20 protein-coding genes and 1 riboswitch are annotated in these 26,321 nt (G+C 36.3%); of the genes, 11 read left to right on the forward strand and 9 right to left on the reverse strand.

Features of this window, described 5'->3' with window-relative positions; genetic code table 11:
• Positions 1–11 precede the first annotated feature (11 nt).
• From H1R81_RS26970 to H1R81_RS26980, 3 genes are read left to right on the forward strand one after another with little or no spacing between them, the layout of a single operon-like run.
• A complete protein-coding gene (locus tag H1R81_RS26970; RefSeq protein WP_181843875.1) occupies positions 12–1,004 on the forward strand; it encodes a glycosyltransferase in 993 nt (330 codons plus the stop codon).
• Positions 1,005–1,817 (forward strand): FkbM family methyltransferase, encoded by an 813-nt coding sequence (locus H1R81_RS26975; protein ID WP_181843876.1) that lies wholly within the window; start codon positions 1,005–1,007, stop codon positions 1,815–1,817. It abuts the gene before it with no gap.
• 30 nt (positions 1,818–1,847) lie between these two features.
• Entirely contained in the window at positions 1,848–3,098 is a 1,251-nt protein-coding gene (locus H1R81_RS26980) for a DNRLRE domain-containing protein (RefSeq protein WP_181843877.1), read from the forward strand.
• A 91-nt stretch (positions 3,099–3,189) separates the two neighbouring features.
• Here H1R81_RS26980 and H1R81_RS26985 read toward each other — a convergent pair whose 3' ends face one another.
• Together H1R81_RS26985 and H1R81_RS26990 are read right to left on the reverse strand one after the other, a co-directional pair.
• Positions 3,190–4,014 carry an anti-sigma factor domain-containing protein gene (locus H1R81_RS26985; protein ID WP_181843878.1) on the reverse strand — a complete coding sequence of 275 codons (825 nt, stop codon included), beginning with the start codon at positions 4,012–4,014 and terminating at the stop codon, positions 3,190–3,192.
• A gap of 79 nt (positions 4,015–4,093) precedes the next feature.
• Positions 4,094–4,672: an RNA polymerase sigma factor gene (locus H1R81_RS26990; protein WP_181843879.1), complete on the reverse strand. Its 579-nt coding sequence runs from the start codon at positions 4,670–4,672 to the stop codon at positions 4,094–4,096.
• Between the two features lie 274 nt (positions 4,673–4,946).
• On the opposite strand from H1R81_RS26990, the gene H1R81_RS26995 reads away from it, so the two are divergent.
• The 5 genes from H1R81_RS26995 to H1R81_RS27015 all read left to right on the forward strand — a co-directional run bounded on the left by H1R81_RS26995 (position 4,947) and on the right by H1R81_RS27015 (position 11,311).
• Entirely contained in the window at positions 4,947–5,993 is a 1,047-nt protein-coding gene (locus H1R81_RS26995; RefSeq protein ID WP_181843880.1) for an agmatine/peptidylarginine deiminase, read from the forward strand.
• Between the two features lie 10 nt (positions 5,994–6,003).
• Positions 6,004–6,357 (forward strand): n-acetylglutamate synthase, encoded by a 354-nt coding sequence (locus H1R81_RS27000; RefSeq protein ID WP_181843881.1) that lies wholly within the window; start codon positions 6,004–6,006, stop codon positions 6,355–6,357.
• A 180-nt stretch (positions 6,358–6,537) separates the two neighbouring features.
• Positions 6,538–8,922 (forward strand): peptidylprolyl isomerase, encoded by a 2,385-nt coding sequence (locus H1R81_RS27005; RefSeq protein ID WP_181843882.1) that lies wholly within the window; start codon positions 6,538–6,540, stop codon positions 8,920–8,922.
• A gap of 35 nt (positions 8,923–8,957) precedes the next feature.
• Positions 8,958–10,298, forward strand: a complete 1,341-nt coding sequence (locus tag H1R81_RS27010) for a peptidylprolyl isomerase (RefSeq protein WP_181843883.1) — start codon at positions 8,958–8,960, stop codon at positions 10,296–10,298.
• 41 nt (positions 10,299–10,339) lie between these two features.
• A complete protein-coding gene (locus H1R81_RS27015) occupies positions 10,340–11,311 on the forward strand; it encodes a MoxR family ATPase (protein WP_181843884.1) in 972 nt (323 codons plus the stop codon).
• 412 nt (positions 11,312–11,723) lie between these two features.
• Here H1R81_RS27015 and H1R81_RS27020 read toward each other — a convergent pair whose 3' ends face one another.
• The 3 genes from H1R81_RS27020 to H1R81_RS27030 form a co-directional block, all read right to left on the reverse strand.
• Positions 11,724–12,077, reverse strand: a complete 354-nt coding sequence (locus tag H1R81_RS27020; RefSeq protein ID WP_181843885.1) for a hypothetical protein — start codon at positions 12,075–12,077, stop codon at positions 11,724–11,726.
• Positions 12,078–12,371: 294 nt separating this feature from the next.
• Complete coding sequence (locus H1R81_RS27025) at positions 12,372–13,130, reverse strand: GLPGLI family protein (RefSeq protein WP_181843886.1); 759 nt, start codon at positions 13,128–13,130, stop codon at positions 12,372–12,374.
• A gap of 29 nt (positions 13,131–13,159) precedes the next feature.
• On the reverse strand, positions 13,160–15,979 hold the full coding sequence (locus H1R81_RS27030) for an outer membrane beta-barrel protein (protein WP_181843887.1): 2,820 nt from the start codon (positions 15,977–15,979) through the stop codon (positions 13,160–13,162).
• A 346-nt stretch (positions 15,980–16,325) separates the two neighbouring features.
• Between H1R81_RS27030 and H1R81_RS27035 the strand changes: the two genes are divergently transcribed.
• Together H1R81_RS27035 and metK are read left to right on the forward strand one after the other, a co-directional pair.
• Positions 16,326–16,853, forward strand: a complete 528-nt coding sequence (locus tag H1R81_RS27035; RefSeq protein WP_181843888.1) for a C40 family peptidase — start codon at positions 16,326–16,328, stop codon at positions 16,851–16,853.
• 264 nt (positions 16,854–17,117) lie between these two features.
• Positions 17,118–17,233, forward strand: a riboswitch (SAM-I-IV-variant riboswitch).
• A 63-nt stretch (positions 17,234–17,296) separates the two neighbouring features.
• Positions 17,297–18,589, forward strand: coding sequence for a methionine adenosyltransferase (metK, locus tag H1R81_RS27040; RefSeq protein WP_181843889.1), 1,293 nt, complete (start codon positions 17,297–17,299; stop codon positions 18,587–18,589).
• Positions 18,590–18,779: 190 nt separating this feature from the next.
• Here metK and H1R81_RS27045 read toward each other — a convergent pair whose 3' ends face one another.
• The 4 genes from H1R81_RS27045 to H1R81_RS27060 form a co-directional block, all read right to left on the reverse strand.
• Entirely contained in the window at positions 18,780–20,456 is a 1,677-nt protein-coding gene (locus tag H1R81_RS27045; RefSeq protein WP_181843890.1) for a hypothetical protein, read from the reverse strand.
• Between the two features lie 66 nt (positions 20,457–20,522).
• Positions 20,523–22,403 (reverse strand): membrane protein insertase YidC, encoded by a 1,881-nt coding sequence (yidC, locus tag H1R81_RS27050; RefSeq protein WP_181843891.1) that lies wholly within the window; start codon positions 22,401–22,403, stop codon positions 20,523–20,525.
• Between the two features lie 136 nt (positions 22,404–22,539).
• The gene (locus tag H1R81_RS27055) at positions 22,540–24,189 is read right to left on the reverse strand and encodes a CTP synthase (RefSeq protein ID WP_181843892.1); all 1,650 of its coding nucleotides are present in this window, start codon (positions 24,187–24,189) and stop codon (positions 22,540–22,542) included.
• Positions 24,190–24,337: 148 nt separating this feature from the next.
• Positions 24,338–25,204, reverse strand: a complete 867-nt coding sequence (locus tag H1R81_RS27060) for a hypothetical protein (protein WP_181843893.1) — start codon at positions 25,202–25,204, stop codon at positions 24,338–24,340.
• Between the two features lie 141 nt (positions 25,205–25,345).
• Here H1R81_RS27060 and H1R81_RS27065 point away from each other — a divergent pair, with 141 nt between their 5' ends.
• Positions 25,346–26,308, forward strand: coding sequence for an oxygenase MpaB family protein (locus H1R81_RS27065; protein ID WP_181843894.1), 963 nt, complete (start codon positions 25,346–25,348; stop codon positions 26,306–26,308).
• The last annotated feature ends 13 nt before the right edge of the window (positions 26,309–26,321 follow it).

A 26,321-nucleotide genomic window follows, 5' to 3' on the forward strand; every position in this document is an offset into this window, starting at 1 on the left:
ATTAATGAATTATGCCTGTTGTTTCAGTTTTAATGCCTGTCTATAATGCAGAAAGGTATCTTAAAGAAGCGATCAATAGCATTTTGAATCAGACATTTAAAGATTTTGAATTAGTTATCTTAAATGATGCTTCCGGCGATTCAAGCAAAGATATAATCCTGTCTTTTAAAGACACCCGTATAAAATATATAGAAAATGAGCAGAATAAAGGACTTTCATTTTCAAGAAATCGATTGTTAAGTGAAGCCAGAGCAGATTATATAGCATGGCTTGATGCAGATGATATAGCATATCCGACAAGACTCGAAGAAGAACACCGATTTCTGAAAGAACACACCAGCTTTGCAATGGTAGCAAGCTGGGCAAGATTAATAGACGCAGAAGACAGGCCGACAGGTAATTTTATTAAATCTTATATTCCCAACGAATACCTTTCTGCCTTATTGCTATTTGTGAATTACTTTGTGCAGTCGAGTGTATTATTGAAAAAAAGCTGTTTGCCGGAAGTCCATTATCGACCAGAGTTCCCACCAACAGAAGATTATGACCTATGGGTGAGAATAGCCGCCAATTATCCGGTAGCCATTCTATCTAAAACACTGGTTGATTATCGTATTCATACAGCCAACATTAGCTCTGTACAACAGCAGAAGTCAGAAAAAGCTGTAAAACTGAATCATCAGATACAGTTAGAAAATTTAGGAATATTACCAAGTGACGAAGAAGTAAACTTACACTACAATATTGCTTTCAGAAAAGCAGAAAGTTTAGTGTTTCTGCAGCAAACCGCCAATTGGCTGCAACGCATTAGCAATCAGAACAAAATCAGTAAAAGATTTGATACCAAAGCCTTACATTATATTCTTGCCCATCGTTGGATAAAAGTATGTACAAGTAACAAATCATTAGGTATAAAGGCTTTGGGCATTTACTTTAAAAGTAAGTTCGCAGAAATAAATTTTCGGAATGTGTTTTTGATAATTAAATACTTAGTAAATAAATAAATGAATATTTTTATTGAATTGTGGAGGGCAGTGCTAAAGTCATTACAATTGCCTTTATCAGTCTCCCAGAAATTCCAATTAATTTTTGTGTTAACCAAATTAGCTTTTTTAAAGATAGTTGCTAAAAATCAAACACCTGCAAGAGTTAAAATTTTTGGTTTCGAGATTGTTAATTATAACTATCGTCTATTAGACTATTTAATAAAAGAGGTTTTTGTAGGTTATGAATATAAGTTCTCTGCTAAGACATCAGCACCAGTTATTTTTGATTGTGGGGCAAATATTGGAATGGCAACTATTTTCTTTAAATGGCTTTATCCTGAAGCAATTATTTATGCTTTTGAACCACAAACCAAAACATTTGAGTTTTTGCAACAAAATATTAAGAATAACAATTTATCAAATGTACACAGTTTTAATCTGGCATTATCTGATGAAGAAGGAACTATAAGTTTTTATGAAAGCGACAGTCAGAATTTAATGGGAAGTATTTTGGAAGATAGGGTAGTAGGAATGAAAATAGAGGTTCAAACTAAAAGATTATCAGATTTTATTACTCAGAAAATTGACTTGATGAAAATTGACGTTGAAGGGGCAGAAAACCTGATAATTAAAGATTTAGTAGAAAATAGGCTATTAAATAAAGAAAAAGTCGATCAGATTATTATGGAGTATCATCACAAGATACCTAAACAGAAGTCATCAATGGGTGCTTTTTTAAAACCATTTGAGGACAATAATTTTGAGTACCAGATTAGAACTGATTTTCATCAATTAGATACATTTCAGGATATGTTGATTCATTTTTTTTAGTGACTATTTTATAACTTAATTAAAATTTTTATGAAGAACAACTTTACGCTTTTGGCTCTTTTATTAATCCCTTTTTTTTGTTTTGCTCAGATACCTTATACTATTAGTCCATTGCCTGCAGGGGGAACTCATGTTGCTACAAAAAAAATAAGCCTTAATACTGATAAAATCCTTAATAAAATATATATTGAGGATAATACAATTGGAGGCGATACTCCAGATTCACGTATCTTTGCTGAGTTTAAAAATACAAATACTCAGGGGACAGTAAGTCAAAGATTTAGCTTGGCTGATGATGGCTATTTAGAAATTGGATATTTTGGCTCTCAATACGGACAAGGTACCCCTTTACAGACAATGTACGCAAATTTTAGCACTATCCAGGCCAGAGGAGGGAGCAAGGGTCTGATTTTAAGGGCTGATTCGCCTTTTGGAAATTCTACAGATGGGGTAATTAAGTTTATGAACGGATACAGTCCATATGGAGTTAATGAAAGAATGCGTATCGAGCAGAATGGAAATGTCGGTATTGCTACTGAAACACCACAGGCAAAATTGAATGTTGGAGGAGGAAACGTTCAGTTAGATAATGGCGATGTTTATGTAAAAGATTTCACAAAAGGTATTATTCTTAAATCACCTAATAATGTTTGTTGGAGAGTTACTATTGACAATGACGGGAATTTTGTGAAAACTGCTATACTCTGTCCGAACACGGGGATTTTAACTTTACAACCAGATGCAAGCTCGAGCAAGGAAGCTACTATCAGTTCGATTATACCTGATGAAAACAGAAGTGCTAATATATTAGATATAGGGGGTGTCGCACAAACTAATAGTGGAACACCAAATATCACGCGAACACTACTTGATTTTAATTTATCAACTTTACCACAAGGAACGGCGATAGATAGTGCAAGGTTATATTTATATGGTAATCCAAATACTACTATCGGTTCCAATATTTCGCCCAATCAATTGGATATATATAGAATTGTTAGTAATTGGCAGCAAAATACAGTTACCTGGAATATTCAGCCGTCAATTGACTTAAATACAAAATCTTCTCTCCCTTCATCATCAGGAGGAGATTATTCAAGTTATATAGTAGACGTTACGGCTTTAGTTCAGAATTATGTAAACGATAAAAATAATAGCTTTGGGTTTATGCTGAAATTATTTAATGAATCACCTTACAGAAGACTGATTTTTGCATCTTCTAAAGTTGTAGATACGCAATTACATCCTAAATTGGTGATTTATTACAGACCTCAAAATTAGCATAACAAGCTTGATGTATTTCTGAGTGGCTCAAGTCTACAAAAAAAGCCAAGTGAAGACTTGGCTTTTTTTGTAGACTTGAGTTTAAATTTTATATACCCAATACAAAAATATCTGATGTTGGGGTGGCACTTCCACCTTTCTTTTCAAGTGTTACTGCAAAGGCTTTAGGCAGCGGTACTTTTTTTAGTTGCTGGGTATTATTAATAATATCAAATACTCCGGCATCTAAAGGTTTGTCATTTACAATAGCCCATAACTGATATTGCATTCCAGCAGGAGGTGCAGGTAAATTACCACGAACCAGATAAACCGTGTTTGTCTTCATATCTAAGGCAAGCATAACCGTTGAGTTCGGAGATACCTTTTGTCCCATCAGCTTAAATGTTTTCACTTCCGGGCTCATCAACAAATTCACCTCACTCGGCTTCATCATGCCATCATTATTCTTAACTTCTTTTTGTAGTAATATATTCTCGTTGATAGCCGCAGTTAAACTCTCCTTGCTTTCATTCCAGCGAGTCAATACGTAAATATTTGCTAAAACGCTGCCTAATAATGCTAAAGAAGCAGCAATCCTGATATAACTACTAAAAAATCCACTTGGTTTTACAACCATTGGTGCTATCTCTTCTCCACTATCAAAATCTACAACTTTTGTTTCTTTTACAGCAACTTCATTATTATTTGTATCAGCAACAAGTACGTTCCAGATTTGATTTTTCAAATGAGCAGGAGGGTGTTTGGCATGGTCAAAGGCATAGCTTTCTAAAGCGTCTTCAATTGCTCGAAGCTCCGCCTTTAATTGTGGGTATTTTAAAGACATTTGCTCTACCTCAACTGCCTCCTCTGGAGTAGTTGAGCCAAGCACGTAGCTTTCTAAAATACCGGACGCTATGTATGAATTAATATCCATTTTTATTTACAGCTTGATTACGTTATTAATAAATCAGGTTAATGTAACAAGCATATGTTTTTTAGTTTTCTGGTAGTATTTAAAAAATATTCATTAACAAAAGTACCAATGTCTGAAGTAAAGTACGCAGGGTGTTTACTGCGGCTTTAATCCTTGTTTTGACTGTACCTAAAGGTATGCCGTATTCCTCAGCCACCTCTGCCTGGGTATAGCCCTGGTAATAAATCAAATCTATTAACTGTTTGTATTCAGGTTTTAATCTATCTACTACTCTATGCAGCCCTATTCCATCTACTTCCTGTGCGGTTTGGTATTCAGAATCAATCTGATACACAACCTTATCTTCCATAGATACATTCAGAGATGTATCTCTAAAATCCACCGACCGGACTTTATCTATTGCCAGATTTCGGGCAATATTCATCATCCATGTGAAAATGCTTCCCTTAGAGGCGTCATAATTACCAATGTTTTTCCATATCTTCAAAAACGTATCCTGAAGTAAATCATTGGCATCATCATCCTGCTGTATAATCTTATTAAGTACACCATAGAGCGCACTTGAATAATTATTATACAGAATAGTAAAGCCCCGCTGGTCTTTGTCTTTCAACAAAGCCACTAATTCTTCTTCTGATATGCTAATACGACGTGCCAAACGATTCCTGTTTTCGGGGCTAAATTAGTAAGTTTTTCCAAAGATGTTATTTATCTTAGATCTTTCCAAAAAAAACAATACATTTTAATCAGATTTGCAGGTGATTTATTTAAGCCCAAACGTTTTATCTTTTTGCACTTCTGGTTGTATTTACGGAATATCCTCAGTTTTGGATTTATTTTATTAAATAATAGCCGTACCTTTGCATTTCTTTAGATTTTTCTAATAATATCGAAAGATAATTGACCAATTGAAAACCAAAAAAAATTAAGTAGTGGTTACAACACCCAAACAACAAGGCTTTTTCTTCCCTGCTGAATGGCATCCACACCGTGCAACCTGGTTAAGTTTTCCTCAAAGTTCTGATTCGTGGGATTATGGTGAGCGTTTGGAGCGGATATATCCCTCTTATATGGCTTTTATCAAAGCCATTGCTGAAAGCGAAAAAGTTTGTATTAATGCAAAAGACAAACAGCAAAAATCTTTGATTATCAACCTTCTTGACCAATATAAGATAAATCATAGTCAGATCGAAATACCTATACATACTACTAATGATTCATGGTGTAGAGATCATGGTCCGGCTTTTCTGATAAATCCTGAAACCAGGCAGAAAATGATCGTGGAGTGGGGTTACAATGCTTGGGGCGGAAAATATCCACCTTATGGAGATGATGACGAAATACCCATAAAAATAGCTAATTATTTAGGCTTGCCTTATGTAGTACCAGGTATTATTATGGAAGGCGGATCAGTAGAATTTAATGGCAAAGGTACTGTATTGACCAGTAAATCATGTTTATTGAATCTGAATAGAAACCCACATCTGAATCAGCAACATATTGAACAGTACCTTTATGATTACTATGGAGTTGATCAGGTGCTCTGGGTAACAGATGGGATCGTAGGCGATGATACAGACGGGCATATTGATGATACAACTCGTTTTGTAAATGAAGATACAGTGCTAACTGTAATTGAACATGACAAGACCGATGATAACTACCATCCGCTGAAGCAAAATCTGGCTGATTTAACCAGGATGCGCCTGCTAAATGGTAAACAATTAAATATCAAAGAATTACCCATGCCTGAAGCAGTATATGATAGTGGTATTCGCCTGCCGGCATCCTATGCTAATTTCCTGATTACAAATGGGGCCGTAATTGTACCAACCTATAATTGCGATAAAGATGATACTGCTTTAGATATTATACAGGGGTGTTTTCCGGATAGGAAAATAATTGGCATAGACGCCACCGAAATTATCTGGGGACTCGGTAGTTTTCATTGTTTATCGCAACAAGAACCTATTGTTTAAGGTTGTATAAATGTTAAATTTTCATAAAAAAATATTCAGGTCATTTAGTAACTCAGCCAACGGAGAAGTAGGAGAGGAGACACTGTTTTACTACTCGCAAACCGGGAATGTCGTATGGGCAGAATACGCTGGTGGAGTTATAGTAAAGGGCTTTCTGATAGCTAAAATGTTGGATAATAATGTTTTAGATATGCGCTATGAACATATTAACCAGGCAGGAGAATTAATGACAGGAAAGTGTCATTCTACTCCTGAAGTATTGCCGGATGGCCGCATACGTCTATATGAAAAATGGCAATGGACAAGCGGAGATTTATCATCAGGAGAGTCAATTGTGGAAGAAATAATCAGCAAAACTTCGTAAAAAGCAGATTTTTCTCTTATTTTTGATTCTTCGTTTTTTTGATACCTGAAAAACCATGGTTTTTGACAGGTGAATAACCCAAACAAAATTAATATTCATCACAATAATTTTTAAACGCATAGAGTTTAGTTATTGTAGCAAAATGGCATTGCCATGAAGATGATTGAAAGGTGTATTGTTATGAAGCGATTTTACAAGGTATTTCCATATTATATATTATTAATCTTTTCTCAGATTGCCTGTCAGGTCTTAAAGAAACCATCATCATCTGAAAGAGCAGTAAAAGAAGGAACCAACACCACGGGTGCAGCGGCACCTGCGCCTCAAGCCACTCAGGTAAGTGCTGTAATCATTGAACCGGTAGGTCTGACAGTAGGAACAAATGAAGTGAAAGTGTCAGAATTGAAGCAGGAGATTGAGAAGATAAAAGTATATGATTCTGTATCAGTAGAGAAAGCCTTGGAACAGGTGATTCAGGATCAGAGAATGGTAGCTGAAGCCAGAAAGAGAGGATATGATAATTCGGAGGAATATAAAGAAGAACTGCAAACTTACAACAGCATTTTAGCAGAGGCTTATCTGACAGATAGTGTTACTATTAAATATCTTCTGAAAGAGACATACGACTGGCTATTACAAGAGGTAAGGGCTGCTCATATTATGTACCAGTTACATGAATTTGCTAATCCGGCAGATACAGCTGCTATTTACAATAAATTAATTGATATTCGTAGAAGAGCTGTAGAAGGAGAAGATTTCGGAGTATTGGCGCAGCAATTTTCACAAGATAAAAAAACAAGCACTAAAGGAGGTGAATTAGGCTGGTTCAGTGCCTTACAATTGGTATATCCTTTAGAAAAAGCAGCATTTAACGTAGCTGTCGGACAGGTCTCTATGCCAGTCAGAACAAAAGCTGGGTATCATTTAGTTAAAGTGTTAGAGCGTCGGCCAAATAGCGGTAAGGTATGGGTACAACATATTCTAAAGGTTGTTCCGCCTAATACAAACGATTCGTTAAACAGAGCAAAGTCTCAGATAGATTCTATTTATACAGCCTTAACCAAAGGGGCTGTATTTGAAGTCTTATGCGAACAATACTCTGATGATTACCGAACAAAAAATAATAAAGGCTACCTGCCTGTATTCGGGATTGGCACACGAGAAGAAACCGCTTTTGAGCAAGCGGCTTTTGCATTGAAAGTAGGTGAGTTTTCAAAACCTGTCCGTACCTCAGCAGGCTGGCATATCATTAGATTAGCCAAGAAAATTCCACTTGAATCTTATGAAGATATATTGCCAAAACTGAAAGAAAAAGTAGTGACAGATTCGAGGGGGGAACTGGTAAAAGAGAATGCCATGAGCCGCATGAAAAAAGATATGCAGTTTGTTGAGTATCCTGATATTGTGAAAAAAGCTATTGAATCTGCCGATACAAATCTGATAAAAAAGAAATGGGGATATACGCTGAACGGCCCTATAACCAATAGCACTATCTTTTCTATTAGAAATAATGAGATCAAAACAAAAGCCTTCTTTGACTATGTGATGGAAAGGCAATTGGTAGAACGGGTACCAACCGGATATTCGGCGGTGGTCTGGATGCGTAGTTTTTATAAAAGATTCGTTGATAAAAATGTAAAAGAATATGCCGAAGCACATTTAACTGAAATCAATTCCGATTTCAGGCAATTAATGCAGGAGTATTCAACAAGCTTTCTGAAAATGCAATTGATGAACGATATGGTTTTTGAGAAGTCGGTTGCAGATACTTCAGGGCAAAGAGCATATTATGAAAAAAATAAGGCAAACTACCGGATGCCTGAAAGAATAATGGGAAGCCTGATAGTTGCAAAAGATGCTAAAACATTAGGGCAGGTAAGAGATATTTTTAAGAAAGGAATGCCATATCCGCTCAACAGCACTATGCGGACACCTTTGTATTATGATAAGTATGCAAGTGATTTAACACCAGAACACAAAAAGGTTCTGGCAACTTTACTCGAGATTATGCGTACTAATAAAGGTTATATTGTTGAGATTGGTGGCCACGCCGACCAGAACGAAAATACGAATAACTCAGCAGAGCGGATCGAAAAAGTAAAGAGTTTTCTGACAGCTAACGGTTTGCCGATAGAGAGAATAATTGAAAATGATTATGCTAAAACCAAACGTGCCGATCGGTTTGACTGGACTAAAAACCAGAGAGTAACTTTTGTATTTTATAGTAACTCTAAGAAGGATGTTGAAAAACGATTCAACCGTAAAGAAGCCAATAGCGTAGATATAGAAGACGGTTATTTCAAAAGAGGAGACAATAAATATGTTGACGCATTTAAATGGGAAACAGGAAGCCAGTCTATAATAAAAGATGGAAAATACATTGAGTTGATTGTTGAAAGACTTGAACCAGCTCGTTATAAAACACTCCGGGAAGCACGTGGTCAGGTATTGGCTGATTATCAGAAACAACTGGAAAAACAATTGCATCAGGAATTGGAAGTCAGATATCCGGTTAAAATTAATAAAGAAGAAATAGATAAAGCCTTAGAGGCTGGGAAACAATAAATTTAAAAAACAGAATCAAGTACACTACCAATTATATGCTAAAGAAATTAATTTTATTTGTTTGTCTGCCAATATTGGCATTTTCACAAGAGCCCACTAAACCTATTAATATTGACAGGATTATTGCGAAAGTAGACAATTATATCGTACTACGCTCAGAGGTAGAACAGTGGTATTTGCGCTCAGTTCAGCAACAACAGCCCATTACCAAATGTCAGGCATTAGAGAGTTTGGTAGTAAATAAGCTATTAGTGGCAAAAGCTGAAATAGACTCGGTAATTGTAGAAGATAAGACTGTTGACGACCAGCTAACTGCCCGTATGCAGCAGATGGTGCAACTGTATGGCAATGAAAAAAACATTGTTGAGCAGTTTGGTAAATCTTTAGAAACTCTGAAAAGCGAGGTTCGTTCGCAGGTAAAAGAGCAATTAACTGCCCAGAAGATGCAGGGAGAGATTACCAAAAATCTGAAAGTTACACCAAACGAAGTAAAGAAGTTCTTCAATCAGATACCTAAAGACAGTATTCCTGAAATACCAGCAGAAGTACAAATCGGACATATCGTGCGGTTTGCCAAAGTAACAAAAGCACAAAAAGACGAATTATCAGAGCGTTTGCTCGATTATAAAAAACGGATATTAGCTGGGGAAAAGTTTGAAGATTTAGCCAAAGAATATTCAGAAGACCCGGGTTCGCGCCAGTATGGTGGTGATTTAGGCTGGTCAAAAAGAGGGCAGATGGTGCCTCAGTTTGAGGCCGCAGCCATGAAACTGAAACCTAATGAAATGACCGATGTAGTAGAATCTGATTTTGGACTACACTTGATTCAGACACTTGAAATCCGTGGACAGGAATACCACGCCAGACATATCCTGTTACGCCCTGATTATAATCGTTTAGATGTAACTGAGCCTACCAGATTTTTAGATAGCCTTCGTAAAGAAATAGTGCGTGACAGTATAAAATTTGAAAAAGCTGCTAAAGATTTTTCAGACGATAAACAGACGCAAGACGCAGGTGGAATGTTGTCTGATCCACAGACCGGGGCTTCTAAATTGCCTTTAGATCAATCAATGGATCCAACCCTTTACTTCACTATTGACAGTATGAAAGTTGGCACGATTACTGCACCCATGCCGTACAGAAGTGAAGACGGTAAAACAGGCGCAAGAATCATTTACTTTAAGGCAAAATACGCTCCTCATATTGCTAATCTGAAAGACGATTTCGAAAAGATAAAAGAATTTGCCATGATGGAAAAACGAAGCAAAGAGATAGAATCATGGTTTAAAAAAGCGATAGCTGATGTTTATATAAAAATTGACCCTGAGTATGAATCCTGTAATATCTTCGGACAGATACGAACCGATAATTAACAGCCATTCATCCGTAAACAATTCACCCATACCATACATTAATGAGCAAAGTTCAATTTAATTCAGACGTAGAAGCAGCAGATGCCCTTAAAGTTGCCTATAACAATTTAAGAAATGAAATCGGACAAGTGATCGTTGGGCAAGATGATACAGTTCGTTTATTACTCACAGCTATTTTCTGTCAGGGACACTGTTTATTAGTAGGGGTGCCAGGGTTGGCAAAAACGCTATTGATTCAGACAATTGCTTCGGCTTTAGACTTAGACTTTAATCGTATTCAGTTTACACCCGACCTGATGCCTTCTGATATTTTAGGGTCAGAAACACTGGATAACGAACGTAATTTCAGATTTATAAAAGGACCAGTATTTGCCAATATTATTTTGGCGGATGAGATTAATCGTACACCCCCTAAAACACAATCAGCACTTTTAGAGGCTATGCAGGAATATGCCGTAACAGTAGCTGGTCAAAAACATAATATAGGTCGCCCTTTCTTTGTATTGGCTACACAAAACCCAATCGAACAGGAAGGAACATATCCACTTCCTGAAGCCCAGCTTGACCGTTTTATGTTTATGGTTAATCTGGACTATCCGTCTTACAGACAAGAACTGGATATAGTAAAGAATACAACCTCTGATATTAAAAAAGTAGTAAGTAAAATATTGACTGGCGACCAGATTCTTTACTTCCAGCATTTGGTACGTCGTGTTCCGGTGGCTGATAACGTAGTAGAATATGCAGTAAGCCTGGTACATAAAACTCGCCCGAATACAGAAATGGCTTCGGTAGATACCAATAAATATTTAGAGTGGGGTGCTGGTCCTCGTGCGTCTCAAAACCTGATTTTGGGAGCTAAATGTAATGCCTTGATTAATGGTAAATACTCACCTGATATTGAAGATGTAAAAGCAGTAGCAGTGTCTGTATTACGCCATCGTTTAGTAAGAAACTTCAAGGCAGAAGCAGAACACGTTTCGGTTGAAGAGATTATTAAGCGAATGCTATAAAAAATAAAAAGGAATAGTAATTGAAGGGAGATGTTTTAGCATCTCCTTTTTTGTTGTATTGTCTTATTGAAGATTTTTTAATTATTTTTATAAGTTCCTATACCTCTGTTAGAGGAATTATCATCTTGTGTGCGTGCTGCACCAGCAATCTGTTATTCGCCATTCGGGCTTGTAACACTTTTCTGGTCTGATTGAGCTTTCCTTCTTTACCGATTTTGTTATGGAGACTTTTAGTACCAGAGTTTTGCCTCGGCTTGTTCTCAACATCACCTTTAATGTATATCACCTTTTGCTTTTTTTAAACTTTTATTAATTAAAAAAACAAACAGGCCTTTTCAAATTGTCTTCGAGAAGGCCTGTTTACCTATATTATTAAAATTTCCGCTGGAAATGCTATTTCCAACACGAAGACCTAAACCTCATTTATCTCGGGTTTATCTGTTTGAGGTTCAATCTCTGGTTTATCATAACGATTATCCCCATTTTGTTTATTTCTGTCTTGGTCTTGTCTTGATGAGCCATTAGCATCATATTCTTGTCCTTGTTGACCTTGGCTTGAACTATTTTGCTGCCCTTGTTGAGGCATATTTCTATTGCCTCCTTGTTGGCTTGTATTTTGTTGGCCTTGATTCCAGTTCTCTTGTCCTTGTTGACCTTGGTTGCTATTGCTTTGTTGTCCTTGTTGAGGGGTATTTCTATTACCACCTTGTTGTGTCGACGTGTTTCTATCTTCGTCTCTTCTCTGTGTGTCTTTTTGATTTTCCATGACGTTGTGAGTTTTAATTTGTTACTCCTTATCTAAAAAAACAAAAAACCTATGCCAGTTAAATTCTAAATGTTTTATCGGTTATGTTGAGACAAATCTACCCCTTCAATAAACTTCACGTCTATGTTATTACCCATTGTTGCCTGATTGGCGACTAAGGCATTCTGATTTTAGTGGTCTTCATTTTTTGACAAATAAAGTTCTACACGAATTAGACTAAAATATTTAAAATGACGGATGCTAAAGAAAATGCCTGTATTACACTTTGGCAACACAGGCATTTTCTACCTATTTCTAATATCTGATTGCCCAATAGGGGTTCCGGTAAGATTTGATGCTGTCTTTAATATGTTTTACTATAAGCTGGTCATAATCAGCATCTTTGATTTTCTTGCCTTTTAGCTTAGGGAGAGTCAGTTCCTTGCCCTCCAGTTTTTTAAACTCAACTTTGGTCGCTGTAATCACTACATCACCATCATTAATTTCCAATTCCAGAATCATACCTGGTAGTCCGTAATATCTTTCAGGCCCTGCAGAAACAGGAATATCGCCAGTAAACCATGCCGTTACTTTCTGATGCTTAACAGTGTCTTCTGTAACCGCTTTCATACATATATAACCTGCCACGTCTTTAATCTGGTTGAGAACTTTCCAGTTAGGAGCTCTAAGCGAATCTTCAACAACATAAGTTTTTCCCAACATTTCAATAATCTCTATTTTCTTCTCTTGTTCGTAGTTTCGGTAGATGAAATAGTCTTCCGTCCGAGAAGACCACCCATACTCGCTTGTTTCTTCCAGATTAGTAAGGAGGCTTTCGTTGGCATTGAAAAACATTTTGGTTTTAGATTTCCAGCCCTGGTCATTTTTACCCCAAGTTTGTTTTACACGGTCTTTTTCTTCGTTCGACAGATAAGTTAACTGCCCAATAATCTTCGACCAGAACTCCTGACGCTCATACACTACCATGCCCTCAGTTTTTTGGGAGAAACCTGACAGGGGAGAAATAACTGCAAAAAAGAGCAAACCGATTACGTATTTTGATATAGCTTTCATTTGTATGTGTTTTAGTGATATTAAATAGCTTAGTACCAGCCCTGACGACGCATTTTGGCACTTACACCTCTCATGTTGTAGGTAAAACTCAACATAAAATACCTCGAAAGGGTCTGTGTCTGTTCTGTTGAAACGAAGTTCTGATAAGCATATTGGTTAATACCAATGTTTTTCTTTAATAAATCATACCCCGACAGACGAATCTCCGCTTTTTTAGCTTTACCTAATATCTTATAAACAGATGCATACAGGATAGGAACGTGCTGATTAAAACCAAAACGCTCGTTTTTAGAGATTCTGTAATTCAGATTTGAACTGAAATAAATACCTGCTGGCATAGCGATGTTCATTTCTGCACCTAAATTATGGTTAAATATCTGTTGATTCTGTGTTGTATTAATAGAATATCTGGTATTAGTGATACCGAAATTACCATTTGCGTATAATGTAAACTTATCGCTCGGTGTTAAATCAACACGGAAGCCGAAGTTATAATTATTGTTTCTTGTTGTATTTAATACATTGTTAATGTAAATCAGGTTTTTTGAAATGTTGGTTCCCACATTTAAGTTTAAAGTACTTTTAGTTTTTTTCAAGGGGAAACCAAAGCCTAAATACGAACCCATGTTTTGTCCACCCGAAATATTGGTAGGTTTCGCAGTAGTAACCAACGTAACAGGGTCAACGGTCTGATTATAAATTACCTGATTGATATTATAGCCATAGTTCAGGTTGAAGAACATATTAGTGAAACTACCCGGATTGAACATATTATATCCTATAAATGCTCTGTGGGTGCTCATTGGTAACAAATTAGGATTGCCTGTACGGATATACAAAGTATTGCTGTTGTCAATAATAGGTTGTAAATCTTTAATAGCCGGCTCAGCAACTTCTTTACTATAATCGGCCCAGATATAACGATTGTTTTTAAGATCAATATTAACAGAAGAGGCAGGGATTAACGCAAATATATCTCTGTTGATTTTTTGAAAATCAGCGGCATTTTTACTACGTGCAAAGTTTCCGTCAAAATGAAAATGTTGAGCGGCTAAACCAAATGAAATATTCACACCTTTATAATTATATCTCACATTAGTTCCGAAACGATTATACATAAAATCATTGTTGTAATAATTGCTTAGCGAGTCAATTCTGATGCCATCAGTTGTTTGTACATTTCTGTCAACAGCATCACTGCGCAAGCTGAAATTATAGAATGTTTCAGAAAAGAATTTCTTAGACAACGGTTCTACAAAAAGCAAACTCGATTTAACCAGATTACGAGGGCTATTCGTAAAGTTAATCTGATTGATATTTGCTGGTATTGAGCCAACTGGTACACCAAATAATTCATTGACTGAATTTTGACGCGCCTCACCATCTGAAATATTATAATTATAAGTTAAACTTGCGGCAAAATTCCTTCCCTTTTTCTTGAATTTATGACGATATAAACCAATTAATGCAATTGCAGTTGAATTAAACTCGTTGAAGTTATTAATGGTAGTCTGGTTTGATTTCGAAGCGCTACCATTTCTATAAATTTCCTGCAAACTATTAAATTTGGTTGTTCCATTACCCGTCCTTCCGTTTCCTATTAATACTAAAGTATTCAACGAGTCTATTTTTTTCTCAAAACGTAAACTTACACGATGGTTACGGCTGATACGATTCTGATAGCTGTCTTCAAGTGTCTTGAACGAATTGTTATTAGAAAGAAAGTTCTCTCTCTGCGATTTTTTGGAAACTAACTGCTGAGTCTGATTGAAATAATAATTTGAACTAAATTTCGTGTTTTTGGTATCGTAGTTATAGTTGGCACCTCCAGCGTAATTTTCAGAAAATCCCTGAAAATTACGGCCACCTACCGGAATAGTAATACTCTCTTCCGTATCATTGTCATAGAAGAACCTTACACCGCTGCTGAAACCAAAATCTGCTTCATCTCCCCAGTTATTAGCTTGGCTGCCTCTGAAATCCTGAAAATCATCTCGGGAGATACCTGTCTGATTGATATTATTCCCTAAGCCAAGCACAGAAAACTGCTGTTTAGAGTCAAATTTGTTATAATTACCTTTTAACTCTGCTCTTTCTTCAGTACCAATAGCGGCAGTAATCTTGCCAAATCCACCTTTTTTAAAATCATCTTTCAGCTCAAGGTTCACGGTCTTCTCTTTTTTTCCGTCATCTACCCCTGTAGCTTTGGCTTGTTCTGATTTATCATTGAAAATCTGAACCTTTGTAATTGCTTCAGCGGGTAGATTTTTTGTAGCAGCTTTAGGGTCACTACCAAAAAAGCTTTTACCGTCTACAGTTACTTTCTTGACATCTTGTCCTTGGGCTTTAATATTTCCATCCTGATCAATCTGTACACCAGGCAGCTTTCGTAGCAGGTCTTCAACTGATGATCCCGGGGGGACTTTAAATGAGGCCGCGTTATATTCTATAGTATCACCTTTAATATTTAACGGAGCGCGAGCCGTTTTTACAACCACTTCCATCAATTCTTTGGCAATGGGTTTTAATTTCAGTTGTCCTAAGTCGTTTACTGCTCCGTCAACAGGCGTTACATCAGTCTGGAACGGAATGTAACCTACAAAGGAGATTTTCAGGATGTAGTTTGCTTTTTTTACATTTTTAAATTCAAATACGCCATTTTCATCTGTCCGACCAAAGTTCACTAAAGTTGAATCTTTGGGTTGTAATAGCATAACAGTAGCAAATGGCATAACAGTATTACCTGAATCAATAGCGATGCCTTTGATTGTGAATTTAGTTGGGCTTTGGGCAAACAAAAGTGCAGCCGAGTGCATAAGCACAGCAAGTAGAAGTAAGCGCTTTTTCATAAAATGGTTTAGTAAAGTAATGTCGTTGCGTCTAAATAACTAATTGTTTAGTTAATACTGATGCGAAGATAGAAATATTTTTTTTTGCGAATGTAAATTTTAAGTTTTTTTAACTATTATTTTTTTTTACGGAATTTTTTACAAATATTTACATATAGTTTATGTCACATGCTTCAGTAGCCGATACTGAAAAATCCACCGGCTCATTCATCGTTTTCCTTCTTATTTTTCATAAAAAATTGTACTTTTTCGTGAATCGTTAACAATAATCTGCCTATTTTTACCGTTTTTTTGGACTTAGGCATTGTATTTGTCTAATTTTGTAACAGAACCAAATCAATATATAATGTTAAAAAAATATGTATTGGGTTCGTTGTTAGTCGTTACATCAATGGTCTCTAAGGCCACTGACCTTCCAAAATCACTCACAACTTCACCGAACGAGGTAAGCGATAAAAATAATTCAAAATTAACCGACGACCTACAACGATTCGCCCGAAAACTTATTGGTATCCGCTATTTATGGAGCGGCAAAACACTCAAAGGATTTGATTGTTCCGGTTTAGTAAACTACGTATTTGCTAAATTTGGCATGAAACTAAGCCACCGTAGTATAGACCTTTTTAAACTGGGTTACCAGACAACACCTGAAGAAGCACAACCTGGAGATTTGATATTCTTTAAAATCAATGCTAACAGAAAAGATGAAGTATCTCATGTTGGCATTGTGTTGGAGTCTGATAAAAATGGTTTAAAGTTTATTCATTCAGCCTGCAAAACAGGAGTAAGTATCAGCTATCTGAAAGAAAAATATTATGCTTCACGCTTCGCAGGTATCCGTCGCGTAATCGATAGCCTGACAGATAGTAAATAGAATTTTTACCGAATATTAATTTAAGAAATTCTCATTTGTCCAAATAAAGAGCTGCTTTATATATAAAGCAGCTCTTTATTTTTATAAACAATATGATTTATTAGAAGTTGTTGGAAAGGTAAAATATCGCTTATATAGGTGTTTTTATAGATAAATTTTCCAACCGAAAATTTATTTAAAGATAATTTTGAGTGTCAATCATAGTATTATAGATATATTTTCAATCGAAATTTTGCATTTGTTTTGCTAAATGTCGTACATTTGTAGATGTATCAAGAAATTCCCGTTTGCGGAAATCCAACCGAGTCGAAACACTACGGTGGTAAAGAGATGCGGGCAGTGAGCACTCAGATGCTTGTTTGTCAAAAAAGTTTCTTTTCCCCTTCTGCACAGAGTTTTTAGCATACACTTTTAGCAAATCATTTAAAAACTAAATAAGATTTATGGCGTACCTATTTACTTCCGAATCGGTATCGGAAGGTCACCCAGACAAAGTTGCTGACCAAATTTCTGACGCTCTTATTGATAATTTTTTAGCGTTTGATCCTACTTCTAAAGTTGCTTGCGAAACCCTCGTAACAACAGGTCAGGTAGTTTTGGCAGGTGAAGTAAAAACTAAAACTTACCTTGATGTTCAATCTATTGCCCGTGACGTAATCTCAAAAATTGGTTATACCAAATCAGAGTATATGTTTGAGGCAAATTCTTGTGGTATCTTGTCGGCTATCCACGAACAATCAGATGATATTAACCGTGGTGTTGACCGCACTGCCAACGAAACGAATTTTGAAGAAAAAGCTGATGCTCAGGGAGCTGGTGATCAGGGAATGATGTTTGGTTATGCTACCCGCGAAACCGACAACTATATGCCTTTGGCTTTAGATTTAGCTCACAAAATCTTACAAGAACTTTCAACTATTCGTCGAGAAAACAAACGCATCAAATATCTCCGCCCTGATGCCAAGTCTCAAGTAACGATTGAATACACAGATAATAATAAGCCTGTCAGAATAGATACGATTGTTGTGTCAACACAACACGATGATTTCGGAACTGATGAAGATATGTTGGCTACAATCCGTAGAGACATTATCAATTATGTAATCCCTCGTGTAAAAGCAAAGTTGAAACCATCGTTGCGTAAATTATTCAATGATCAGATTACCTATTATATTAACCCGACAGGGAAATTTGTAATTGGCGGCCCACATGGCGATACTGGTTTAACCGGTCGTAAAATCATTGTAGATACTTATGGCGGTAAAGGAGCACATGGTGGTGGAGCCTTCTCTGGTAAAGACCCATCTAAAGTTGACCGTTCTGCGGCTTATGCCACTCGCCATATTGCTAAGAACCTTGTAGCTGCGGGTGTATGCGATGAAGTGTTAGTACAGGTATCTTATGCTATTGGTGTAGCAAAACCTTGTGGCATTTTTGTAAATACTTATGGTACTGCTAAAGTAAAGGGTGAAAACGGTAAAAAAATGTCAGACGGAGAGATTGCAAAAATTGTAGAGCAAGTATTTGATATGCGCCCTTATGCAATTGAACAACGTTTGAAATTGCGTAATCCTATGTATTCAGAAACAGCAGCTTACGGACACATGGGTCGTGAATCGGAATGGGTCAGAAAAGTATTCAAAGGCCCAGAAGGTGAAAAAACAGTTGATGTAGAGTTATTTACATGGGAGAAATTAGATTATGTAGATAAAGTAAAAGAAGGTTTCGGAATCTGAATTTTACAATAATTTTATATCAAAAAAGGAGAACATTAGTTCTCCTTTTTTGATATAAAATTTGAAAATATAAAACAAATTGAATTTTCAGTATTATTTGAAAATAAAAATAAAATTTTCTTAGGGGTGTAACAACAAAAAAGGTGCATTAGATGCACCTTTTTTGTTGTTACAATTGTATTTTGTTATTTTACCTTGAAACTTCAATAAATCTTCCATCCTGATATTTAATGATAGGTACAATCTTGTTTTCATTCGAACGATTGGTATAATCAAAGCCATCAAGCGTATAACCTTGAGTATATTCAATAGAATCTAAATTATTACGAAATTTATTTCTACCAGATTTCAGCATTCTGCCATAAAATAGTACCATATCATAGCCCCAATAACTATAATAAGAGGGGGCGATGTTCTGACTGTTGATATAGGCACTTCTGAAATTCTTCACCTCTTCCTTTTCTCTGTCCATATAATCTAACTGAATCAGATATAAATCTCTGTTAAAAATATTGAGAGAAGAACCCTCAAAATCAAAAGCTGATGAAGCAGCTATAATAGGACAGGTAACTCGTTTTTTGTCCAATCCACTGATAATCTTTGGTCCTAAGTTCTGCTCACTTCCGGTTATAAAAATATGGTCTGGTTTGCGTTTGGCATCAATATCATCTGTATTGTTGAATCTCCTGATAGTCAGTATATTTAGCCCTTTTTCTAAAGCTTTATCACGATAGATATAGGCAAAAGTAGAATCTTTTCGTGTATTGCCATAATAGATACTTACCGAACGAACCGCTTTTTCGTTAACCATATATTCAACGGCTTTAGCGGCTTGAGTTTCAAAAGAAGGAGATGCCAGAAATGTGTTTTTATCAGTGCTAACCAATTGCAGATTATTTGATAAAGGGTGCACCTGTATGGCATCATAAGATTTCACAAAATTATGAGCAACTTTGTTAACCTCTGGATAAAGTGGACCTATGATTAAATCTACTTTATCAAAGCCGCGGTTATTTATTACCTCATTCGTATGCTTTACATCACGCTCTATATCAAAAGCATATAAATTGGCATCAATTTGTTCAGAGGCTAATTTCTCCTGTGCCAGTTTCATTCCTGCATATAAATCATAGATATACTGGTTTGCACGATTGGTTCTGGTAGGGTCAAACTCAAATAAACGAAAAGGTAGCATAACAGCTATATTAATAGCATTATCATCATCTTTTCTCGATTTTCTCGAAGGTTTTTTATTTGAATCTCCTCCTAAATTAAACTGATTGGTTAACTGGTCTGATAGTTCTAAATCTTCTCTCGAAGCGTTTTTGCTGTTTTGAATATGGTCAACAATCAATTGTGCAATAACCGGATTATCTGGAGAGGTCTTATAGAGTTGCTTTAAATGGCTCAGTTCTTTAATTTTGCTCAGATACAGATACTCCATATTCTCAATTTCGGGTCGCCACATTTTTGAAGTAATACGATTGAGCGATTGCAACGCTTCTTCTGGTTTATTTTCTGCAAAAGCAACATTGGCGTATAGATACGTTGCATCTTCCATTTTCCTCCAGTCCGGAAAACGCTCAAACAACTGTCTCAGAATAGTACGGGCATCATAAAACTTGTTTAGCTTGAAAGCAGCTAAGGCATAGTAATAATGAGCATAGGGGGCAATCGTATTTTCGTATTTTTTATTAGTGAGTGGCAGAAGGATTTCCCTTGCTTCAAAATATTTTTGGTCAGCATATAATTGTACAGCTTTTTTATATCGTAACAAATAATCATTATCGCTAAGACCAGCTTGCTGTTGGGCTATCGAAGTATATGATAGGAATAAAAAAATGAAAATATTTTTTGTTCTTCTCATAGGTTGAATCAAGGGATTTATATGAATTGCGTGTGAGGGCAAAAGATACCCCACACGCAACAAAAATTATTTTTTCTTATTCGGTTGTTGTTTCTTTTTCAGATCTTCCTGTTGTCTGCGGCTCTCTTCTGCCATTTTTACTTGGTTTTCCATAAATTGAGCAAACTTACCTTTTTTAGCAGCCTGAGGGTTAGCCTGATATTTTATCTTGTTGTTCATCAGAATACCCCGGATTTTTTCTTCATCAACGAAACGACGCACTATTTGTTGTTGCAGAATAGTGATAACGTTTGAGACAAGGTAATAAAAACTCAACGCAGCAGGAAAACTATTCAGAACAAAGAAGAAAACTATCGGGAACACATAGCTTAACTTCTTCATGTCAACAGGGCCAGGCTGATCTGGCGTAATCTGATTATTATAATAAGTAAAAGCCAGACTCGACAAAGTCATTAATACCACAAATAAACTGATATGATTACCCACAATCGGAAGACTTGTCGCCCAGCTAATGGGGTAATCGTACGTTGAAAGGTCAGAAGCCCACAAAAAGTTTTTCTGACGGAACATAATCATATTCGGAAACAGGAAGAATACAGACATCAGAATTGGCATCTGCAACAGCATTGGCACACAACCACTTAAAGGATTAACACCTACTTGCTGATAGAGCTTCATTTGCTCTTGTTGCATCTTTACCTGGTCATCACCTACTTTTGCACGAATCTCGCTTAATTCAGGTGCTAAAATCCGCATTTTTGCCGAACTTATATAAGATCTGTAAATCAATGGTGTAAGCACCAGTTTAATAACTAATACCACTACTATTATTAATAGACCATAATTGCTTATCAGGTTTTCGGCTAAATTAAATAAAGGAACAAAAATGTAGCGATTGATAGGTTTTACAAAATCGTAACCTAAATACACATTTCTATGGAAACCTGTTGCTACTGTTTTAACCAGATTATAATCGTTCGGCCCGAAATAGAAACGATAATTACCTTTACCTGTTTTCAGGTCAGCTATAGGTAAACTTGCCTCTACTTCGGCTATTTTTACAATATTTGCGTCTGTTTCGGGAGTAGTTAGTTTAAACTTGGGTGCGGCCATTGCCTGGTTCTTAGCTACAAAACCAGTAATGAAGTATTTTTGTTTAAAAGAAAACCATTGAATAGGGTCAACCAGACTTATTTCATCATTACCTATTTTATTAGAGCCTATATCATCAAAATCATCTTCTTTAGCATCCCAATAATTAATCTGAGCCGCTTTACGGTTTTCATTAACATCATGCTCAAGCACTTTAAGATTATCCTGCCAATATAAACGTGCAGGCTGATTTTGAACAACTGCATCTAAGCCTACCAGATTAACATCATAATCTACAATATAACCTGTGCCTTTAATGGTATATACCTGCTCTACATACTGATTATCAGCCAGAACAGATTTGAATACCAGTTTAGTAGAATCGCCTTCTTTTAATACAACTGATTGATTGGTTGATGTATAAAAGAGTTTTTTTAAATCAACCTTCCCTTTATTGGTCTGAACCTCAAGATTGATGGTTGAGGTTTTGTTATCAAAAAGCGTTAAGGGCTTTTTGTTACCTGATTTGAAGTCGTCGTAGGTTGAGTAATTTTTTAGCGTAACTTCTTTGATATTTCCACCCTGAGTGCTGAATACAAATTTGGCATCTTTATTTTCGATTACTATATCCTGTGGCGTTCCGATAGCCGCTGAAGCGAAATCGCCGAATGCAGCCTTAATTGCAGTAGTATCTGTAACCTGAGTATTTTTTGGCGCTACTTTTGTTGCCTCTGCCGGAACGGCCGGTTTTTGCTCTTGAGGGGGAGTTGAAGGCATAAAATACATATATCCTGCCCACATTGCCAACAACAATACAATACCAATTATCTGGTTTTTGTCTATTAATTTTTCCATTAAAAATTTATAATTCGTAAAAAATACACTTTGCAACATTCAAATTGCCTTACAAAAGTCGCAAAGATTCATAATAATTCCTAATTATTAGGCTTTCTCTAAGAGCTTGCTGTTCAAAGATTTACCAACTTCTCGCTTAGCTTAAAACTAATTTCTTACTTGATGCATATTCTATGGCAGCTTTCACGAAATGAACAAAAAGTGGGTGTGGGTTCATTACTGTACTTTTTAATTCCGGATGAAACTGCACACCGATAAAATACGGATGGTTTGGCAATTCTACTATCTCTACCAACCCGCTGTCAGGATTAATACCTGAAATAATCATTCCTGCCGCCTCATAATTTTTCAGATACTTGTTATTAAACTCCCAGCGATGGCGATGACGCTCACTAATATTGGCTTTCCCGTAGATTTTTCTGGCTAAGGTCTTGTCTTTTACCTTACAAGCATAAGCTCCCAGGCGCATAGTACCTCCTTTATCAGTTACATTTTTTTGCTCTTCCATTAAATCAATCACCGGGAATTGTGTTTCCGGTGCCATTTCGGTTGAATGAGCTTCGGGCATTCCAATTACATTTCTGGCAAATTCAATACACGCCATCTGCATACCAAGGCAAATACCAAAAAACGGAATATTGTTTTCTCTTACATAACGCACGGCAGCAATTTTACCTTCAATTCCTCTTTCACCAAAGCCAGGAGCAACTAATACGCCATCTAAACCATCAAATTTTTCAGCAATGTTTTCAGGTGTCAGACTTTCAGAGTGAATCCATTCAATTACCACTTTACATTCATTAGCAGCTCCTGCATGAATAAACGACTCTGCAATTGATTTATAGGCATCTTTCAACTCTACGTATTTACCAATTAAGCCAATACGCACTTCTTCAACCGGATTCTTATATCTACCCAGAAAACCCTTCCACGCATCCATATCAGCGTCCTGATCATTGTAAATATCAAGCATATACAATACCCTCTGGTCGAGCTTTTCTTTCTGCATCAACAAAGGCACATCATAAATCGTTTCAGCATCCATTGCCTCAATCACAGAATTTTGCTCAACATTACAGAAAAGTGCTATTTTTCTACGAATATCATTTGGAAGCGGATGCTCCGTGCGACACACAATGATGTCAGGTTGCACACCTGATTCCTGCAACATTTTAACTGAGTGCTGTGTTGGCTTGGTTTTTAATTCTCCTGCTGACTGTAAATAAGGTACGAGGGTCAGATGAATAACAAGTAGGTTATCTGCTCCCAAATCCCATTTCAACTGGCGTACAGCCTCTACGTAAGGAAGTGATTCAATATCGCCAACACAACCGCCTAACTCGGTAATAATAATGTCAAAATTGCCTGTTTCTCCTAATTGAAGAATGTTTCTTTTGATTTCATCGGTAATATGAGGGATTACCTGAACAGTTTTGCCTAAATAATTACCTCTCCGCTCTTTCATAATTACATTATAATAGATGCGTCCGGTAGTTACATTGTTGGCTTGTGAAGTAGGAACATTTAAGAAACGCTCATAGTGGCCCAAATCAAGGTCAGTTTCAGCACCATCGTCCGTTACATAGCATTCACCATGCTCATAAGGATTCAGTGTACCTGGGTCCACATTGATGTAGGGATCAAACTTTTGAATAGTTACGGATAAGCCTCTTGATTGGAGGAGTTTGGCTAAAGAAGAGGCAATGATGCCTTTTCCAAGTGATGAAGTTACGCCGCCCGTAACGAAAATATACTTCGGATTTCGGGGTTGCCCGTTCATTGACATGTTGTCTAAATATCTTTGATTACGGGATACAAAGGTACGAGTTTTTGTCGAACTCTTTCGGCTAAAATTTGATAACTTTTTAAATTTTGTTCTAAAGTATTGACTATCAGATGTTTGTTCTTCCTGTTAAACTATGTCAATAATTTTCTCACTTCGGACAATTATAAGAAAAACTCTCCTGATAGTTTTCGTCTTTCCCGCTATATCTTCGTGTAACTTTGGTTTTAACAGGAAATTTCTCATCGTTATACTCATATTGGTAAGTGTAATTTACTTCTCCATTTGATGAATAAATTTTAGCTAAAGTTACGTTGTTTTTATTGACAAAATAGGTCGTGTTTTCAGCACCCAAGCTGGCTGAGTAAATAATAAAATAAAGCATAATATTAGAATGAGACACACCCAGATAAGGTGAATTTTTATCATCAAAACTAAGGTTTTCTAAAAGAGTTTTCGATTTACCTTCCTTCATAATACTAATTTTTGTCACATTCCCGGCTTTATCATAAGTTATTGTCGATTCAATAATATCATCGAAAACTGGCAATGATAAATTGATTCGTTCCACCTGTTTCTGTGTATTTACAAATACACTACTTTTAAACTCAAAGGACTTTCCGGCACTGTCTTTGCCGACAAAGGTAATGAGTGAGAGACCACCTTTCGCATCGTATTGAAAACTGATATAATAGCTTTTATCATTAGAGCGTTCAGCCTTTACAGGTAAGCCATTTTCGTAAGTAATCTTATCAAAATCAGAAAAGCCTTCTAAAGTAGTCAGAAGTTTTTGAGTGTCATAACTAAGATTGTAAACAACACCATGCCCATGATTGGCATTTTTTAGTAAACATAATTCTACTTTTGGTGGAGTTGTTTCTCCGACTTTAATTAAAATTTCCCCGTCGTCTATGCAGGATGACACCAACAAAATAAAAAGTAATAAAATAGATATCGATTTATAAGTGGGCATGCGTAAATAATTGTAATAAACAGGAATAATTAATGCAAATATCATGCTTGTTTTCCTGATGATGAAAATTTAATAAGTCGGGTAAAAATTCGACGTAAAATTAACGATAAAATTAACCAGACAAGTTAAACGTATAACAAACTATTCTTTCTGGCAAGACGTTTATATAAGCACAAGTGTTGCAAAATGACAAATCAACTGGCAAAGTATCGAATGATAGGTGACCTAAAGGCCGATGCTGTCATACAGCAATTGGTAATGCAAATGGGTACGGGCTTTCTGCGTACCATAATGCCGTTTTTAGCAGATTTTAAGAATCTTGATTTTTCTGATCAACCTCAATCAATACAAGAATTTCTTGCACAGAACTCTTCATTACCAGATTTTTTTAATAAAAAAGAACTTATTCGCACTACAGATTTTTATCGGCAGAATCAGCAAACTATCGGACTAATCTTAGGGCTTTATGCTTTGCCCTACTGTTACTTAGGTGCAGATGGCGCCAGAGTGTTATATCTATCTGAAAGAATACGAAAAGACACTTATAACCGTCTGATCGAAACAGGCAATTTCCTGAAGGCCGTGATGAATTATGATAACTGGACAAGCAACAGAATATTTGCAGTTTGTATTAAGATAAGGCTAATGCATGCCGCTATCAGATATTTTACTTTACAGAATTCTAAATGGAATATGACCTGGGGACACCCGATAAATCAGGAGGATATGTTAGGCACTAATATGGCGTTTTCCCTGATAGTATTAAGAGGTATGCGAAAGTTTGGCTATAGTATTGATAGTAGCTACGAGCGTGCATACCTACACACCTGGAATATCATTGGCTTCTTATTAGGGATTGATAAGTCTGTATTACCTGCCAACGAACAGGAAGCCATTAAACTGGAACGGCTGATTGCTACCAGGCAATTCAGACAATCGACAGAAAGCCAGGAACTGACCGCTTCACTGATGCAAGCTATCCGAGGTATAAGTCCCAGTGCTTGGACAGCCGATTTATTGCGGGCTCAGTCAAGATTTTTGTTAGGGAAAAAATATGCAGAAATGCTCGGCGTAAAAGAAACAAATATCTCTGATACTTTGTTGAAAGTTTATAACACTACTTCTGTTGTATTGTCAAGATTCTTCTGAAACTAAACGAGAA

Origin of the sequence: Emticicia sp. BO119 (assembly GCF_013912375.1) — a bacterium.
Classification (GTDB): Bacteria; Bacteroidota; Bacteroidia; order Cytophagales; family Spirosomataceae; genus Emticicia.